We start from the raw sequence: 16,139 nt of genomic DNA on the forward strand, positions 1-16,139 counted from the left end.
TCGCGGTCTGAAAATGCCGCTCATCCATCCATCCCACACAGACGCTGCAATTCTGTGCCCTGATTGCAACAGCTGTCCGAAAAGTGTCGCTTTTCGAGCCTTCGGTGCGGAATTCCGTGTGGGCGACGCAGCAATTGTGCTTCACCCAATATCGCAATTCGGTCAGATTGATTTGAATGATGGGGCATTCCCCCATCGGGCGCATCAAAAAAGAACGACGGCACGACCGTCGACCCAACGGGAGGAAGTTAGAGTATGTCATCCACCAAACGCACACTTTTGTTCGCCGCAGCCTCGGTGATCGCACTGACCGGCGCTCAGGCTGCCGCCCAGGACAGCCGCTCTGTCGACGTCATCACCGTGACGGCTCAGAAGCGCGAACAAGGTATCCAGGACGTCCCGGTTGCCGTGACGGCCTATAATGCCGAGCTGCTCCAGAACGCCGGCGTCCGTGACCTGAAGGACCTCGCCGTCATCGCGCCGGGCATCAACGTCACCTCGACCTCGAACGAGTTCGTCACCACCGCCCGTATCCGCGGCATCGGTACGGTTGGCGACAATCCGGGTCTGGAATCATCGGTTGGTATCGTCATCGACGGCGTGCCGCGCGCCCGTAACGGCGTTGGCTTCAACGACCTCGGCGAGCTCGAGCGTATCGAAGTGCTGCGCGGCCCGCAGGGTACGCTGTTCGGCGCCAACACCTCGGCCGGCATCATCAATGTCGTGACCAAGCGCCCCGAGTACGAGTTCAGCTCGCATGCCGAACTGGAATACGTCGCCGGATCTGAAGAGGGCTATGGCGTTGCTGGTGGCTTCACCGGTGGTGTGTCCGACAATCTGGCGATGCGCGTCTTCGGCGCCTACCGCGAACGTGACGGTTTCCAGACTGTCGAGACCTTCGGCGGCCCGCGCACGGAAGACCGTGACGGCGACCAGGACTACTTCACCCTGCGCACGCAATTCCTGCTCGATTTCAGCGAGAATGTCAGCCTGCTCCTGTCGGCAGACTACACCAAGCGCGAAGAGTTCTGTTGTGGTGCGCCGAGCCTCGTCTCGGGTCCGACCGCTGCGGCGATCAACGCCTTGGTTCCCGGTGCCCGCCCGCTGGCCGGTTCCGAGGACCCGTTCAGCCGCGTGATCCAGGCCAACCGTGACACCGGTCAGAACATCATCGACCACGGTTACAGCGGCGAGCTGAACTGGGAGTTCGACAATTTCGACATGACGGCGATCGTCTCGGACCGCAGCTACAGCCTGCGCTCGGGTCAGGACACCGACTTCACCGGTGCCGACATCGTCTTCCGTGATGCGTCGAACAACACCTTTGATTTCGACAACACCACGCTCGAGCTTCGCTTCTCTGGCGAAGGTGAAAGCGTCGACTGGATGTTCGGCATGTATTACTCGGACGAAAATCTCGTCCGCGGCGATGCCATCCAGATGGGCAATGTGTTCGAACCCTATCTCGGTCTGCTCGGTGGCAGCCCGACCCTGGTCACCGATCTGGCCAATGGTCTCGGCTTCACCTTCATTCCGGGCTTCGGCGGCCTTGCACCGGGTTCCGGCGCTCCGCTCGGTGGCGGCAATCCGCTGGGGGACACCTTCACCCAGCAGGGTGAAAGCCTGAGCTTCTTCACGCACAACACCTGGCATGTGCTGGAAAACACCGACATCACCTTCGGTCTGCGTCACACCAGCACCGACAAGGAAGCGACGTTTGACTTTGCAGACAGCTCCGTGCCGGCCTGTGACGTCTGGGAAGCCGTGTTCGGTGACGCGCTGGACTTCTCGACCCCGCTCAGCCAGGCAATCCTGAACGGCTTCTCGGCCGGTTCCGGCGTGGCTGTGGCCGACCTGGTGACCTTCGGTACCTTCACCTGTCTGCCGTTCTCGCGTGATGTCTACGCCCAGATCGACAACACCCAGTCGCTGGAAGAAAACCAGCTGTCCGGCCTGCTCTCCGTCTCGCACCGCATCAATGACGACTTCCTCGTCTATGGTACGTTCTCGCGCGGCTACAAGGCCGGTGGCTTCAACCTCGACCGCTTCACCCAGGCGGGTTCTTCGGCGGTTGATTTCCAGTCCGTCCTGGCTGACCCGTCCTCCTATCCGGCTCGTTTCGATCCGGAAGTCGTCGACAGTGTCGAGATCGGTTTCAAGACCGAATGGTTCAACGACACGCTGCTGGCCAACCTGTACCTGTTCAGCTCGGACTTCGAGACCTACCAGCTGAACACGTTCAACGGCATCGGCTACTTCGTCACCTCGATCGACGGTGCGTCGACCCAGGGTGCCGAAGCCGAGATCCTCTGGTTGCCGGAAAGCATGCCGGGCCTGACTGTTCAGGGTGGTGTCACCTACGCCGACGCGCGTTACGACAACTTCGCCCCGACCGGTACGGCTGACGTTGACCGCCTGTCCGGCCAGAACTTCTCGCTGGCTCCGGAATGGTACACCTCGGCTTCGGTGTCCTACACCGGTGAGCTTGAGGGCGGCATGAACTGGCTGGCCCACCTTGATGGTCGCTGGATGTCCGAGCAGAACACCGGTTCCGACCTTGACCCGGAAAAGGTCCAGGACGGTTACATGGTGTTCAACGGCCGCGTCGGTCTCAGTGCCGAGGACGAAGCCTGGTCGCTTGAACTCTGGGGTCGCAACCTGCTGGATGAAGAGTATGTCCAGGTTGGCTTTGACGGTCCGTTCCAGCCGGGTTCCTTTAACGCCTTCCTTGGTCAGCCGCGTACCTATGGTTTGACCCTGCGCGTGCGCAACTAGGCACACGGTCAATCGTGACAAGAAGGGCCGGGGCGCAAGCTCCGGCCCTTTTTGCATGCGCGGATGCGGTTTGCCCTATGGAGGTCACTGACCTTTAATGCTATTTCGGTGGAGGACGCGGGCCTTCAATTCGCCTTTTTCCGGTGATTTCTGGCCGCATTCGATGGAAGATTTCATGCTTGACCTCGCTTTGACCCCTCGCACCCGAAAAACGCTGCTGATGGCGGCCGGACTGGTCGTCCTGGCCGCTGTGGTGCTGTTTTCATTCGGCCCGTTTTCCGTCGGATCGATCGAGGCCCGGCTGGCGGTCGGCGCTCGCGAAGCGCTTGATTCGCGCGGGCATGACTGGGCCAGCGTGCGCATGGACGGGCAGCGGGCCATCCTGACCGGTGCCGCGCCGGACGTGGAGGCGCGCGACGATGCCATCGCCACCGTCCTGACATCGAGCTGGAGTGGCGGAGTGGTCGCCGGCGGCGTCACCCGCGTCATCGACGAGACAATCGAGGCACGCTTGCAGTCGGGATTTGTGTTCCGCGCGGATGTCGCCACCAATGGCCGGGTGTTGATCCGGGGCGATGCCACCGATGCCGGGGCCCGCGACGCGGTGGCCCGCTATGCCAGCGCCAATTTTCCCGGTGGTGCCGATACCGACCTGACCCTCGTTCCTGGCGGGTCTGCCTCGCCGGACTGGGAGGAGGCCGCCAAGCGCTTGCTGGGTCAGCTGGCACGGTTGGATCGCGGTGCCTTGGTGCTGCGCGGCGAGCAAGGGGCCCTGGTCGGTGAAGCGTCAAACCCGCAGATTGCGCGTTCGGTGACCCAGACGCTTCAGGCCATGCCGACACCATTCCGGGCGGCGACGGTCATCACGCCCGCCGGTGCGCCAGCCGAAGTTCGGGTCGAGGACGTTGCCGCCTGCTCAGCGGTGATCCTGGCCGCTCAAGGCACTGAAATGCCGCGCTTCGAGCGCGCAGGTGCGACGCCCAGCCCCTTCACATCCGTCGCCCTGCGGCGGGTCGGTCGCATGTTCGCCGCCTGCCCGGACGACGCCGCTTTGACGGTCTCGGTCCGCCGCAGTGCCGATGATGCCGAGCTGGACGAGGCCCGGATCGCTGCCGTGACCGGGCTGGTCACCAATGTCACCGCGGAAAACCCGCGTGTATTCGTTGTCCTGACCGATCGACAGGATGACGCCATATCATTCGCAATCGCGACGCTTGAGGGCTGAGGCATGTTTTACCTGATCTGGGAAATGGGGATTTTGTTGTTGCTGGCGGTCGGGTTCGGCGTTTTCGTCGGCTATCAACTCTGGTCCGGCGATGCCCGCAGCGCCGAGGCAGATGCCGCCGTGGCCGAGAATGCCCGCCTGCGCCAGGAAAACGAGAATCTCGCGCGCCGCCTTGGCGAGGCCGAGGCCCAGTCCCGCGTGGCCGCAGCGGATCCGTCGCCGGCTCGCGTCGAAGCGCCGGAGATCGCCATGCCGGAGACGGTCGTGCGCGACGCTGCCACGGCCCCGTCGGCAACACCGAAGCCGAAACCTGCCGCGAAACCCGCGCCAGCGAAGCCCTCAGCCGAGAAACCCTCAGCCGCGAAGCCCAAAGCCGCCGCCAAGCCCAAAGCCAGCCCGAAGGCGAAATCGGCGCCGAAGCCTGGCAAGCCAGCCGTCGAAGCCGGCGGTGATCTTGGCGCGATCAAAGGGCTCGGTCCCAAGGCTGCTGCCGCGCTGAAAACCGGTGGCGTGACCTCGGTGGCCCAGATTGCCGCCTGGACGGACGCGGACATCGAGCGTTGGGACGCGGCCATCAATGGTCGCGGCCGGATTGTGCGGGATGACTGGGTCGGTCAGGCCAAAAAGCTCACCGGCTGAACCGCGGCCGTTTTGAGACGGCGGCAGGTCTCAGGGCCGGGTCAGATTGGCCAGCACGTTGCGCGCGTCATAGGCGTTCGGATCCTGCGGCAATGGCCCCGATCGTATCAGGATCATCAGCGAGACCGATTTTTCACCGGCATCGCCGTCAAAGCGCAGGCCGAGACCGACGCCGCGGGAGGAACGCCCGCGTGAGCCGGACGAAATGCTGACGCCGGTCGAAACTCCGACCGGGTTGCGGTCATTGCCTTCACGCTGCCGGTTCGTGACCAGAAACCAGTCGCCACCATTGTCCAGCGTGATCTCGGCGGCCCGGCGCAGCGCCATGTTCTCGGCCTCGTCAAACTCCGTATCCGAGCCGGCTGCAAAGCGGACTCGAAAGCGGTCCTGCTCGATCCGGCTCTGCGACCAGCCCCGATCACCCCCATTGGACGGTCCGTAGGTCGTCGGCGTCGTCGCGCAGGCCGTCAGCGAAGTGGCAAGAACAAGCGAAGCAAAGACCCGGCGCATGGCGCACTCCTGGATGATGGCGATGGCGCAGCGTGACACAGGCTGGCTGTCAGGTCGATGAATGCTGGCCTACTCCACTTCCATCCCCATCCGCTCCAGCAGGACCAGGGCGCTGTCGGCAATCACGGTGCCGGGCGGGAAGACCGCGGCGGCGCCCATCTGGCGCAGGACCGGCTCGTCATCGGGCGGGATGACGCCGCCGACGACGACGAGAATGTCGTCGCGGCCGCGCTGGCCGAGTGCGGACCTCAATTCAGGGACCAGGGTCAGATGTCCGGCAGCGAGGGAGGAAGCCGCGGCGGCGTGGACCTTCTCGGCGACCGCGAGATCCGCGGCTTCGTCCGGGGTCTGGAACAGCGGTCCGACGACGACCTCCCAGCCAAGATCGGCATAGGCTGAGGCGACGACTTTCTGGCCGCGGTCATGCCCGTCCTGGCCCAGCTTGGCGATCAGGATTTTCGGCTTTTCGCCAAAACGCGCTTCAAAGGCCTCGGCGAGGGAGCGGGCTTTCTTCACCCGGTCATCATCACCGGCGACCTCGCCATAGACGCCCTTGACCGTCTTGATCTTCGCGACATGCCGGTTGAACGCGGTTTCCATCGCGTCGGAAATCTCGCCGACCGTGGCCTTGGCGCGTGCGGCGTCGACCGAGAGGGCAAGCAGATTGCCCTCGCCGGTGCGGGCCGCCTCGGAGAGGGCGTCCAGCGCGGCCTTGAGGGCGTTGGGATCACGCTCGGCACGCAAGCGTTCCAGCTTCTCGATCTGCTGCTTGCGGACCAGATAATTGTCGACCTTGAGGACGGGAACATCCTCTTCCTCGTCGAGGCGGAATTTGTTGACGCCGGTAATGGTCTGGCGACCGCTGTCGATCTGGGCCTGGGTGCGGGCGGCGGCTTCCTCGATGCGCAGTTTGGGAATGCCGGCCTCGATGGCCTTGGCCATGCCGCCCAGTTCGTCGACCTCGGCGATATGATCGAGGGCGCGGGCGGCCAGGTCATGGGTCAGGCGTTCGATGTAGTGGCTGCCGCCCCAGGGGTCGATGGCATCGCAAAGATGCGCCTCGCCGGCCAGCAATAGCTGGGTATTGCGCGCGATGCGGGCGGAAAAATCGGTCGGCAGGGCCAGCGCCTCGTCCAGCGAATTGGTGTGCAGCGACTGGGTGTGACCGTCGACCGCGGCGATGGCCTCCAGCGCCGTCCGTCCGACATTGTTGAACACGTCCTGGGCGGCCAGCGACCAGCCGGACGTCTGGCAGTGGGTACGCAGGCAGATCGACTTGTCGGATTTGGGGTTGAAGCGCTCCTTGACCAACTTGGCCCACAGCAGGCGCGCCGCGCGCAGCTTGGCGATCTCCATGAAGACATTCATGCCGATGCCGAAGAAGAAGGAGAGACGCGGCGCGAAAGTGTCGACGTCGAGCCCGGCATCAATCCCGGTCTGGATGTATTCCAGCCCGTCGGCGATCGTGTAGGCGAGCTCGAGGTCGGCCGGGGCACCCGCCTCCTGCATGTGATAGCCGGAGATCGAGATCGAGTTGAAACGCGGCATGTGCTTGGAGGTGAATTCGAAAATGTCCGAAATGATCCGCATCGAAGGCGTGGGCGGGTAGATATAGGTGTTGCGAACCATGAACTCCTTGAGGATGTCGTTCTGGATCGTCCCGGAGAGTTGTTCCGGTTTCACACCCTGTTCTTCCGCGGCGACGATATAGAGCGCCATGATCGGCAGGACGGCACCATTCATCGTCATCGAGACCGACATCTGGTCGAGCGGAATGCCGTCGAACAGGGTGCGGGTGTCGTAAATACTGTCGATGGCCACACCGGCCATGCCGACATCGCCGGCGACGCGCGGATGGTCTGAGTCATAGCCGCGATGGGTGGCCAGATCGAAAGCGACCGAGAGGCCTTTTTGCCCGGCGGCCAGATTGCGGCGGTAAAAGGCATTGGAGTCTTCTGCTGTGGAGAAGCCGGCATATTGGCGGATCGTCCAGGGTCGCTGTCCGAACATGGTCGGATAGGGGCCGCGCACGAAGGGGGCGGCACCCGGGACGGAGCCCAGGAAGTCGATACCGGCGCTGTCCTCGGCGCGGTATTGCGAGCGGACCGGAATGCCTTCCGCCGGCGTCCAGGGCTCACGGGAGCCGGTTCCGGGGCTGCGCGCCTCGCCCAGCTCTATCGTGGTGAAGTCAGGGGCGGTGGATTTGGATGTGATGGTCATTGGGCCGCCTCCATCTCTGTTTCAAATCGCGCGGCGAAACGGGTCGCCAGCAGCGCATCCTCCGGCGCGTCAGGGTCCGGCCAGATGCCATCTGTTTCGACCGCGCGCGGATCGGGGTCCTTGTATTGCGTAACACCGAGGATCTGCGCCTGACCGCCCGCAATGCGGGCCAAAGAGGCCTCGCGCGATTTGGCGATCTCGCCCTGCAACCAGCCACTGGCAAAGGCGTCGACCAGCCCGCCGCGGCGCTCGATCTCCTGGAACAGGGACCAGGCGGATTGCGCAAGGCTGTCAGCCAGGGTCTCGTGCAGGTAGGAGCCGGCAGCCGGGTCGGTGACCTTGCCCAGATGGCTTTCCTCGGCCAGCAGGATGTGGAGATTGCGGGCCACGCGGCGGGCAAAGCCGGTCGGGCGGCCAATGGCTTCGGTCATCGGCCGCACCGTGATCGTATCGGCGCCGCCAGCGGCGGCGGCAAAGCCGGCACAGGCATTGCGGATCAGATTGGTCCAGGCGTCGCGGGCTGACAGCATGCGGGCGGCCGTGGTCACATGCAGGGTGAGGCGCCGTGCCTCGCCAGTGGCGCCGAAACTCTCGGCGATGCGGGCGAAGATGCGGCGCGCGGCGCGCAGCTTGGCGATGGTCAGGTGGATGTCGGCATCAGCGGCCAGCCGGGCCTCGATGGCCTTGGCCGCGGCATTGGCGTCGAGCCCGGTTTCCATCATCAGGCGCATATAGGTCGCGACCGAAGCGGCCAAGATGGCCAGTTCCTGGCTCTCACTGGCGCCGGCCTCGAACATGTGCGCGGCATCGCAGCGGAAGACCTTGAGATTGGGGAAGGCGGCCTGGGCCAGCTCGGTCAGGGCGGCGGCTTTGGGGAAGCACTCCTCATCCAGCGCTATGCCCTGCCGGGCGGCGCGCTCGACCGGGTGTAGTCCGAGGCCGCCGCTGACCAATTCGCCGTCGATGCGGCGACGGGCAAACAGGGTCAGGAGGAGATGGGCGTGGTGACCCTGTCCGCCCAGACTGTCCAGATGGATCGGGGCGAGGGTGAGGTCGACACCCTTCAGGGCCGCGTCCAGCAATTCAATCTCATTGGCCTTGAGGCCGAACTGTCCCGTCGGATCGAGGCGCAGTTCCAGTTCGGAGACGCCGCCCATCAGATCATCCAGCGCCGCAGTATTGGCGGCCTCGGGCGAGGCTTCGACCAGGGTCTGGCGGATGCCCCAGGGCAGGTGGATGTCGCGCGGCGCCGCGTCGACAGCGTTGCTGCCTTCCGGACGGGCGAAAAAGGCCGGGCCGCGCTTGATACCGTCGATCGTGGTGCGGCCGAGCGTGTCGTCGAAATCGGCGCCGCGCAGGGCTTTCTCGGCCAGCGCCGTCCAGCTGGCCGGCGTCTGGGCCGGGAAATCCCCGGCGAGGGCGCGGATAGTGTCAGTCATGCCCGGAATCCTCGATCTTCGTGGTGTCTTTGTGCGGCGGAGAGAAAGCGCGCACGGCGCGTGCGTCAAGTGGGTCACTGAAGCGAGGACAGTGTGGCTGCTTATCCCCGCTTCCCCATCTTGCCACAGACTGGCGGGCCAGCGAGGAGAAACCCCATGTCCCAGACCAGTCCGACACTCGATCTGCCGCTTGTGATGCCCGCCCAGGCGCAAAAGCATGTCACCGTGAACGAGGCATTGATGCGGCTCGACGCCCTGGTCCAGGCCGTGGTGCAAAGTCGCAGCGTGACGGTTGAGCCGGCCACACCGGCCGAGGGCGCCGCCTGGATCATCCCGGGCGGAGCCAGCGGTACGGCCTGGTCGAGCCTCAATGCCGGCGATATTGCCGTCTGGCGGGACGGCTACTGGACGGCATTTACTCCGGCCGATGGCTGGCGGGTGTCTGTCATCGATGAACGGGCCGGCCTGTTCTGGGATGAGGACAATGCACGCTGGCGGGACGCGCCGACCGATACGGTCCTGGCGCAGGGGATTGGTGGTGCCGCAAGCCGGGCCCTGATCGCCGAGGAGACCCTGACCGGGCTGAGCGGATCGGTGGTAGCCAGTTCGGTCGTCATTCCCGCCCGGGCGGTGGTCTTCTGCGTATCGGTGAGAACCGTCTCAGCCATCACCGGCGCAAGCTCGTTTGATTGCGGTCTGTCCGGGGAGCGCACCAAATTCGGCGGGTCGCTCGGCATCGCCGAGGGCGCGAGCAATCTGGGCGTGATCGGCCCGACCGCCTTTTATTCGGATACGCCAATCGAACTGGCGGCCAATGGCGGTGATTTCACCGGTGGGGAAGTCGCCATCGCAATCCATGCCTGGATGCCGGTCGCCCCGGAGGGCTGACCCGCTCACCTGCACTCAGGTGATACGGGAGACCACGTCGTCGACAAGGACATTCAGCTCAGCCTGGCTGGCATCGGTCATGCCATGACCGCCCACGGCGACCAGCCGGAAATCGGCATGCGGGCAGGCTGCGGCGAGATCGAAGGCGGTGCGGGCGGGGCACACCATGTCATAGCGGGCGTGCAGGATCCCCATCGGAATGTCTGCCAGGCGGTCGGCCTTGGCCAGCAATTCACCCTCCTCGAGGAAGCATCCCTGGCTGAAATAATGGACCTCGATCAGCGAATGCGCGGCAATAAAGCCGGCACCGCGAGCCGCCAGTCCCGCGCGCACAGCTTCTGGCGGATTGTCGAGATAGGAGAGGCGGTCCTCATACTCAGTCCACCGATAGACCGCAGAGCGGCGCAGCGTATCGAGCGGGGTCGAGATGTCGGCCAGCTCAGTCAGATCCGGAAGCCCGCGCGCGATCTCGTCCTGCATCTCCGCAAGATACCAGCGCATGATCGTTTCGGGTGAGGTCCGCTCTGCCTGCGGTACCGGAGCGATGAAGGTTGCGAAGGCGTCCGGAAAGATGGTCGGCGCGCCGTCGGGGCTGTGCCACCAGTCCAGCTCGAAAGCGCGGGCCGTGAAGATGGCGCCGACGATGAGGCCACTGACGACGTGTGGATGCGTCTGGGCATAGGCCAGGGCCAGCGTCGAGCCCCAGGACGGGCCGAACACCATCCAGCGCTTGATGGCCAGATGCCCGCGGAGGGCTTCCAGGTCAGCGACCAGATGGGCGGTCGTATTAGCCTGCAGCGACAGGTGCGGCGTCGAGCGGCCGGCGCCGCGCTGGTCGAGCAGGATGATGCGGAATCGCTGCGGATCGAACAACTTCCGGAACTTGTCGGATATCCCCGAACCCGGGCCGCCATGCAGCACCAGCAGCGGGATGCCGTCCGGGTTCCCGGCGCTTTCCCAATAGATCGCATGCCCGTCACCAACGTCCAGATGGCCGCTCTGGTGCGGCGCGCAGGCCGGGTGAAAGGCGCTCATCGGGTGTCGGTCGCGGGTGAGGCTGCGGGAAGCGGCGTCAGATTGACACGTTCGAGCGGCGTCGAGGACGGGGCGACCGTGGATTGATAGGTCGCGGTTGCGCCCTGGAAGCTGACAATGACCGTCCACGCACAGGCGGCCGTGCTCGCGTCCGGTTCCGGCGAGACCGTCGCGGCGAATTCATGCAGGAGCACATCTGGCCCGTCGGCCAGGGGGCTGAATTCCAACCGGTACCCGGTCGCCGCATAGCGTGTCTCGATCAGCTCGCGCGCATGCACCAGGTCCAGAGGGCAAGCGTGCCGGTCCGCCATCCGTTCGGTCATGTTCAGGATGGAATAGATGACCGGAACGGGTTCCGGCTCGGCATGCGTCTCGCCACTGGCAGACAGAATCGCTGCCGCGCCCAGAATGGTCACGGTCAGCACTCCCAGAGCGCGCACCCAGTCTGATTGAAAAACCTGCAATCCCCGCCCCGTTTACCGCCGGGGCGCCTTTGCGCCGGACACCGCCCCGATCTCACCCATGCCAATACCAGACACCGCCATCGCGGCAAGACCCCGTGGCAATTCAAATTGTGTCTGCGGGAAGTAATGGTGCCGCTTGAGGGAGATGGATTGAACTCTCTCCTTGATGCACAGGAAGACCGGGAACACCAACTAAAGAAGGAAGGAATTGACTTTGATCGGCTCGAACCATGAGCCGCCCAGGCTCAAAAATTCCCTTCGTGACAATGAGCTCCAAGCTGTCACGCTTGGCCCCGATTTCCGCAAATCGTCAAAGTCTTCTCACAAAGAGATCGCGCAGCAATACTGCATTCGCCTCAAAGGAAATATAAGATAAAACGGGCCGTTATCGGTTCGCCAGCAAAAATGCTTGGATGAAAAACCCATTTCGTTACTTCAAATTTCGTTACTTCAAAATGTCGCCTGAGGTGATCCGCAATGCGGCGGTGGTGTAGGTCCGCCTTCGTTTGAAACCAACACGTTGACATTATTGGGGGGCACTGCGAGTCCTATATAATTCAGGGGATGGTAGGGGAAGCGCAATATGAAAAATCGTGAGCGGCGTGCCGAGATCAATAACGTCCGTCGATTTTTCGGAGCGGCATGCGTTCTTGCATTGCTGTCGCTAGCCGGAACAGCGCACGCGAGGGATTATTATTGTTATCGGCACATCACCAATAACAGAGATGTCCCCGTCACATTGGTCTTGTTCAATACGGGAGGTGGCTGCGCGACCTACCCGGTCGCGCCTCACACATCGGTATCCTATGCTATTCCAGAAGACAATTCCCATGCGACTTTAACAATATCGGGCGATCATTTTCGAACGGTTTCGGGCCACCAAAGCCGATCCATAACGATCTTCCACCATAAAAATACCGGCAGGGACTGGATGGAACGCCTCGCCGATACAGAGGACAAATGCCACATCTCCAGGTTGGGCGCCTATGACACCAGGGCCGATATCTACGCAAATGCGCAAGAGCTCGGAAGTGCAGATTTTCGTCAAGCACTCACCGTCAATTCACCGGCAGATGGTGACATTATCGTCAATGCGGCCGCGGCGGTCCCCCGGGCACCCCAGCAGGTCGCGCGCTCTGGTCCTGGAAATGCTGACCCCGCTTATTGGGCGGAGTTTGATTTGGAACAAAACCGTGTCGGGGGGATACCCCGGGGTATCCAAAGGTTGGATCCGTACGGTTTTGATGCCGTTTTTCGGGAGGGCACGACAGCGGCGGTCAATGACGGCCGTGGTTTTGTCTATTTCTTTCGCGATGGCTGGTATTCGCGCTACCAGCTCAGCATACGAGAGGTCTCTTCCGGATTTCCGGTCAGGATCACCGAGCAACGCTGGCCCGGCCTGTTGGCTCTGGGCCCGATTGATGCTGCGGTGAATGCGGGTAATGGCAAGATCTATTTCTTCGGCGGCGGCAATTATCTGCGCTTTGACATTGCCAGCCACCGTACCGATCCCGGCTACCCCAGGCCCGTGACTGAAGGCACGTGGCCGGGGCTGCCGGCACTGGGCCGCCGGATTGAAGCCGCGACCAATATGGGGAATGGCAAAATCATGTTCTTCTCGGGCAATCGCATGCTGAGCTTTGATATTGCTGCCGACCGCGCCGATCCGGGCTACCCTCAGATGGTCACCGATCGGAATTTTACCGGGGCCGTTCCGCCTGTCGGCTTTTATCTGTCGGTCGCCACCACATGGGATTCCGACCGGCTGATCTTGTTCTACTCGGACTACTGATTGGGGCGATGCGGGTGCTGTCAGAGGGGGCCTGTCAGAGGAACTTCGCCAGGAGTGCCGGGCGAAGTTTCCCAGCCTGCCCGGATGCGTAATCCGTTCAAATGCTTCGGCAAAAAATGGTGACAGGCACCTATTAATCCAATCATGTCCACCTGGTTCCGGAGCCGGCCGACTATCCGGACCGGATCCTCGACTGGCCGACCTGCCTGGCAGACGGGCTCAGCGAGGAAGTGGAAGCGCGGCTGGGCTATTTCACTAAAACCGGTTTCCCCATGGGGGCGGAGGCATGGCTCTCTGGACTGGAAACCAAATCCGGCCGACGATTGCGCCCCAGACCGCGCGGGCGACCTAAACTGGATGCGGGATAAATGGTGTGTGTCCCTGTTTTTTCCTGTTTTTTCTTACGACTGCCAGTACCAGACAACGCCATCGCGGCAAGGGGTGGAAGCGAGTCATTTCTCGGGAAAACTGGGGACAGAGTTAATGTGGAAATCTTTGAAGAAGTTATTCTCGGCCAGTGATTTGAGAAAGTTTTCTGTGTCTGTTGGAGAGCCCTGGGATTTTTCGGGGCCTGATGGTGACAATCTGATTGTTGGGAACGAGATAATCGACGTAAGCAGGCCTGATAACCATTTTTTGATCATCGGTATCAAGCCAACGAATTTTGATAGGCACACCTATGATGCCCTTGGGCTGAGCGCTAGGGATGGAAAAGAGATTTCGGACGATGCGTTGAAGCTTGGGAATGAAATCGCCGTGAATGGTGAGTTCGGATCAATCAATGATGGTGAATTCGAAGGTTCTGGGCAGTTGCAAATCGTAGGTTTATGTAAACGGGCCTGAACCCATTCCGCTACTTCAAAACGTCGCCCGATAATAAATGGTGACAGTGAGAAAAACGGGAAGAATGGGGACAGGCACCATTTTCGGGCAGATTTGGCGGTTCTGATCCAACGGAAACTGCAGAACAACCGGGACAGACACAGTTAATCTCCCTTATCCCCCGCGCCCAGGAGCAAACCCCGCCATAAACCGCTTGCCGAGAGACCGCCGTATCCGGTTCTTCAGGTCAAGGGCCGCGACGCGGCCGCTTCGCGGTTTCACCCTTGAGCTGAAGAACCGGATACGGCCCGCTGGCTGACAAGCGGTGTATGGATGGCCGTGCGCCGCGGCGCTCATATAACAGCCGCGGTTTCGGCACGTCTCCTTTTCGCGCTAGGCTGTGCGTGGTCGTGCGCGAGGCATCTCGAGAGCAAGGCCCAGGAGGCGATCAGGTCAGATTGGTTGCAGCAAAACCAAACACGGACAGGCCTGCCGCGGCACAATCCTATAAAGCCTGCGTTCGGTGCGTGTTCCGATGTTGTGTAGTGATTTGTCCAAGCAATTTCAAGGGCTTGAAAATGGTGCCGCTAGAGTGAATTGAACACTCGACCTCTCCCTTACCAAGGGAACGCTCTACCCCTGAGCTATAGCGGCGCCGGGTTGCCTTTCGGCGAACGAGAGCCGGGCATATAACGCAAGCCTGAGCCTGCGCCAAGTGTGTCTTGACGTGATGTGCAGCGTTCGCCATGACCAATTGCATGAGCAAGCCCAGCGATCCACCCGCCACACCGCCGCGCGCCAAGCGCGACAAACCGGACCCCAATTCCCGGGAGGCCCGTCTGGCCGAGGCTTTGCGCGCCAATCTGCGTCGTCGCAAGGCGGCGGTGCGTACCCCGGTCGAGGAGGCACCGGAAAATGACAGCGACGCTGCACAAACTGCCTCAGAAAAACCCGCCACCCCGTCATAATGCCGCCCGGATCGGGCACCGGGATGGGGCGCACACGCAATCACGCGCGTCTCGCGTTTCCGTCTTGGCGTTGAAGGAGTACTCATGGACCGGATTGTCATCCAGGGCGGCGCCCGCCTTGAAGGCCGTATTGAAATCAGCGGAGCCAAGAACTCCGCGCTGAAGCTGATGGCCGCGGCGCTGTTGACCGATGAGCCGGTGATCCTCACCCGCATGCCGCGCCTGGCTGACAGCCGCTTTCTCGGTCATCTGCTGGAAAAGCTCGGTGTCGAGGTCTCCGATGGCCAAGACGCGCAACTGCGCCTGCATGCGGCGACCATTGCCGACACGTTCGCGCCCTACGACCTGGTCCGCAAGATGCGGGCGAGCTTCAATGTGCTCGGCCCGCTGCTGGCGCGAGAGGGGCATGCCCGTGTGTCGCTGCCGGGTGGCTGCGCCATTGGTGCGCGCCCGGTCGACCTGCACCTCAAAGCACTGAAGGCGCTGGGCGCACAGATCGAGATTTCCGAGGGCTATGTCTCGGCCAAGGCGCCGGCAGGCGGTCTGGTCGGCGGCGAGATCGATCTGCCCTTTGCCTCGGTCGGCGCCACCGAGCACGCCATGCTGGCCGCCTCGCTGGCCCGCGGTGAGACCGTGATCGAAAATGCTGCCCGCGAGCCGGAGATCGGGGATCTCGCCGATTGCCTGACGGCGATGGGCGCGACGATCGAGGGAGCCGGCAGCTCGACCATCCGTATCCAGGGCCAGTCGCGACTGTCCGGTGTCACCCACAAGGTGGTTGCCGACCGGATCGAGACCGCGACCTATGCTCTGGCCGTTGCCGCGGCAGGCGGCGATGCGGTGCTGGAAGGGGCTGTGCTGGCCCATAACAAGGCGCTGTGGTCGTCGATGGGTGAGGCGGGTGTGACGGTTGAAGCCGTGGCGGACGGCGTGCGTGTGGCCCGCAATGGCTCCCGCCTGGACAGTGTCGATATCGAGACCCAGCCCTTCCCGGGCTTCCCGACCGATGCCCAGGCGCAATTCATGGCACTGATGTCGTTGGCGAACGGGTCTTCGGTGATCCGCGAAACCATTTTCGAAAACCGGTTCATGCACGCGCCGGAACTCGCCCGTCTGGGCGCTGACATCACCGTGCATGGCAATGAGGCGGTGGTGCGCGGCGTCGAGCGCCTGCGCGGGGCGCCGGTCATGGCCACCGACCTGCGCGCTTCGGTCAGCCTGGTCATCGCCGGTCTTGCGGCGGAAGGCGAAACCGTGGTCAATCGGGTCTACCATCTTGATCGCGGGTTTGAACGGCTGGAAGCCAAGCTCACCGGCTGCGGTGCCCGCATCGAACGGCTCCCCGACGGAGCCTGAACCACA

At 62.9% G+C, this 16,139-nt stretch carries 13 protein-coding genes and 1 tRNA gene; 8 read left to right on the forward strand and 6 right to left on the reverse strand.

Annotated features, from left to right (window positions below):
• Window positions 1-255 precede the first annotated feature (255 nt).
• The 3 genes from MMAR10_RS05800 to MMAR10_RS16095 all read left to right on the forward strand — a co-directional run bounded on the left by MMAR10_RS05800 (window position 256) and on the right by MMAR10_RS16095 (window position 4,639).
• Entirely contained in the window at window positions 256-2,775 is a 2,520-nt protein-coding gene (locus tag MMAR10_RS05800; protein ID WP_011643055.1) for a TonB-dependent receptor, read from the forward strand.
• A gap of 175 nt (window positions 2,776-2,950) precedes the next feature.
• Window positions 2,951-4,000, forward strand: coding sequence for a hypothetical protein (locus MMAR10_RS05805; RefSeq protein ID WP_150099717.1), 1,050 nt, complete (start codon window positions 2,951-2,953; stop codon window positions 3,998-4,000).
• Between the two features lie 3 nt (window positions 4,001-4,003).
• Window positions 4,004-4,639, forward strand: coding sequence for an NADH dehydrogenase I subunit E (locus MMAR10_RS16095; RefSeq protein WP_011643057.1), 636 nt, complete (start codon window positions 4,004-4,006; stop codon window positions 4,637-4,639).
• A gap of 30 nt (window positions 4,640-4,669) precedes the next feature.
• Here the strand turns inward: MMAR10_RS16095 and MMAR10_RS05815 are convergent, their stop codons facing one another.
• From MMAR10_RS05815 to MMAR10_RS05825, 3 genes are all read right to left on the reverse strand, one after another.
• Window positions 4,670-5,149, reverse strand: a complete 480-nt coding sequence (locus MMAR10_RS05815; protein ID WP_011643058.1) for a CC0125/CC1285 family lipoprotein — start codon at window positions 5,147-5,149, stop codon at window positions 4,670-4,672.
• 69 nt (window positions 5,150-5,218) lie between these two features.
• Window positions 5,219-7,369, reverse strand: a complete 2,151-nt coding sequence (scpA, locus tag MMAR10_RS05820) for a methylmalonyl-CoA mutase (RefSeq protein WP_011643059.1) — start codon at window positions 7,367-7,369, stop codon at window positions 5,219-5,221.
• Window positions 7,366-8,808 (reverse strand): methylmalonyl-CoA mutase family protein, encoded by a 1,443-nt coding sequence (locus MMAR10_RS05825; protein WP_011643060.1) that lies wholly within the window; start codon window positions 8,806-8,808, stop codon window positions 7,366-7,368. The genes scpA and MMAR10_RS05825 overlap by 4 nt, the downstream gene beginning before the upstream one ends.
• Before the next feature lie 156 nt (window positions 8,809-8,964).
• Between MMAR10_RS05825 and MMAR10_RS05830 the strand changes: the two genes are divergently transcribed.
• Window positions 8,965-9,696: a DUF2793 domain-containing protein gene (locus MMAR10_RS05830; RefSeq protein WP_011643061.1), complete on the forward strand. Its 732-nt coding sequence runs from the start codon at window positions 8,965-8,967 to the stop codon at window positions 9,694-9,696.
• 15 nt (window positions 9,697-9,711) lie between these two features.
• Here the strand turns inward: MMAR10_RS05830 and pip are convergent, their stop codons facing one another.
• Together pip and MMAR10_RS05840 are read right to left on the reverse strand one after the other, a co-directional pair.
• Window positions 9,712-10,731, reverse strand: a complete 1,020-nt coding sequence (gene pip, locus MMAR10_RS05835) for a prolyl aminopeptidase (RefSeq protein ID WP_011643062.1) — start codon at window positions 10,729-10,731, stop codon at window positions 9,712-9,714.
• Window positions 10,728-11,195, reverse strand: a complete 468-nt coding sequence (locus MMAR10_RS05840) for a hypothetical protein (RefSeq protein WP_011643063.1) — start codon at window positions 11,193-11,195, stop codon at window positions 10,728-10,730. Before MMAR10_RS05840 ends, pip begins: the two co-directional genes overlap by 4 nt.
• Window positions 11,196-11,778: 583 nt before the next feature.
• Here MMAR10_RS05840 and MMAR10_RS16100 point away from each other — a divergent pair.
• Window positions 11,779-12,987: a hemopexin repeat-containing protein gene (locus MMAR10_RS16100; RefSeq protein ID WP_011643064.1), complete on the forward strand. Its 1,209-nt coding sequence runs from the start codon at window positions 11,779-11,781 to the stop codon at window positions 12,985-12,987.
• 375 nt (window positions 12,988-13,362) lie between these two features.
• Window positions 13,363-13,830, forward strand: coding sequence for a hypothetical protein (locus tag MMAR10_RS05855; RefSeq protein ID WP_150099718.1), 468 nt, complete (start codon window positions 13,363-13,365; stop codon window positions 13,828-13,830).
• A gap of 558 nt (window positions 13,831-14,388) precedes the next feature.
• Here MMAR10_RS05855 and MMAR10_RS05860 read toward each other — a convergent pair.
• Window positions 14,389-14,463 (reverse strand) — tRNA-Thr (locus MMAR10_RS05860).
• A 104-nt stretch (window positions 14,464-14,567) separates the two neighbouring features.
• On the opposite strand from MMAR10_RS05860, the gene MMAR10_RS05865 reads away from it, so the two are divergent.
• Together MMAR10_RS05865 and murA are read left to right on the forward strand one after the other, a co-directional pair.
• Window positions 14,568-14,777 (forward strand): hypothetical protein, encoded by a 210-nt coding sequence (locus MMAR10_RS05865; protein WP_150099719.1) that lies wholly within the window; start codon window positions 14,568-14,570, stop codon window positions 14,775-14,777.
• A gap of 84 nt (window positions 14,778-14,861) precedes the next feature.
• Complete coding sequence (gene murA / locus MMAR10_RS05870) at window positions 14,862-16,133, forward strand: UDP-N-acetylglucosamine 1-carboxyvinyltransferase (protein ID WP_011643066.1); 1,272 nt, start codon at window positions 14,862-14,864, stop codon at window positions 16,131-16,133.
• Window positions 16,134-16,139 lie beyond the last annotated feature (6 nt).

The sequence above is a fragment of the Maricaulis maris MCS10 genome, from assembly GCF_000014745.1.
Taxonomy (GTDB): Bacteria; Pseudomonadota; Alphaproteobacteria; order Caulobacterales; family Maricaulaceae; genus Maricaulis; species Maricaulis maris_A.

Bases quoted from the DNA above. Each gene is read 5' to 3' on its own strand.
- MMAR10_RS05800 (WP_011643055.1), top strand. From the start codon at position 256: ATGTCATCCACCAAACGCACACTTTTGTTCGCCGCAGCCTCGGTGATC.
- MMAR10_RS05805 (WP_150099717.1), top strand. From the start codon at position 2,951: ATGCTTGACCTCGCTTTGACCCCTCGCACCCGAAAAACGCTGCTGATG.
- MMAR10_RS16095 (WP_011643057.1), top strand. From the start codon at position 4,004: ATGTTTTACCTGATCTGGGAAATGGGGATTTTGTTGTTGCTGGCGGTC.
- MMAR10_RS05815 (WP_011643058.1), bottom strand. From the start codon at position 5,149: ATGCGCCGGGTCTTTGCTTCGCTTGTTCTTGCCACTTCGCTGACGGCC.
- scpA (WP_011643059.1), bottom strand. From the start codon at position 7,369: ATGACCATCACATCCAAATCCACCGCCCCTGACTTCACCACGATAGAG.
- MMAR10_RS05825 (WP_011643060.1), bottom strand. From the start codon at position 8,808: ATGACTGACACTATCCGCGCCCTCGCCGGGGATTTCCCGGCCCAGACG.
- MMAR10_RS05830 (WP_011643061.1), top strand. From the start codon at position 8,965: ATGTCCCAGACCAGTCCGACACTCGATCTGCCGCTTGTGATGCCCGCC.
- pip (WP_011643062.1), bottom strand. From the start codon at position 10,731: ATGAGCGCCTTTCACCCGGCCTGCGCGCCGCACCAGAGCGGCCATCTG.
- MMAR10_RS16100 (WP_011643064.1), top strand. From the start codon at position 11,779: ATGAAAAATCGTGAGCGGCGTGCCGAGATCAATAACGTCCGTCGATTT.
- MMAR10_RS05865 (WP_150099719.1), top strand. From the start codon at position 14,568: ATGAGCAAGCCCAGCGATCCACCCGCCACACCGCCGCGCGCCAAGCGC.
- murA (WP_011643066.1), top strand. From the start codon at position 14,862: ATGGACCGGATTGTCATCCAGGGCGGCGCCCGCCTTGAAGGCCGTATT.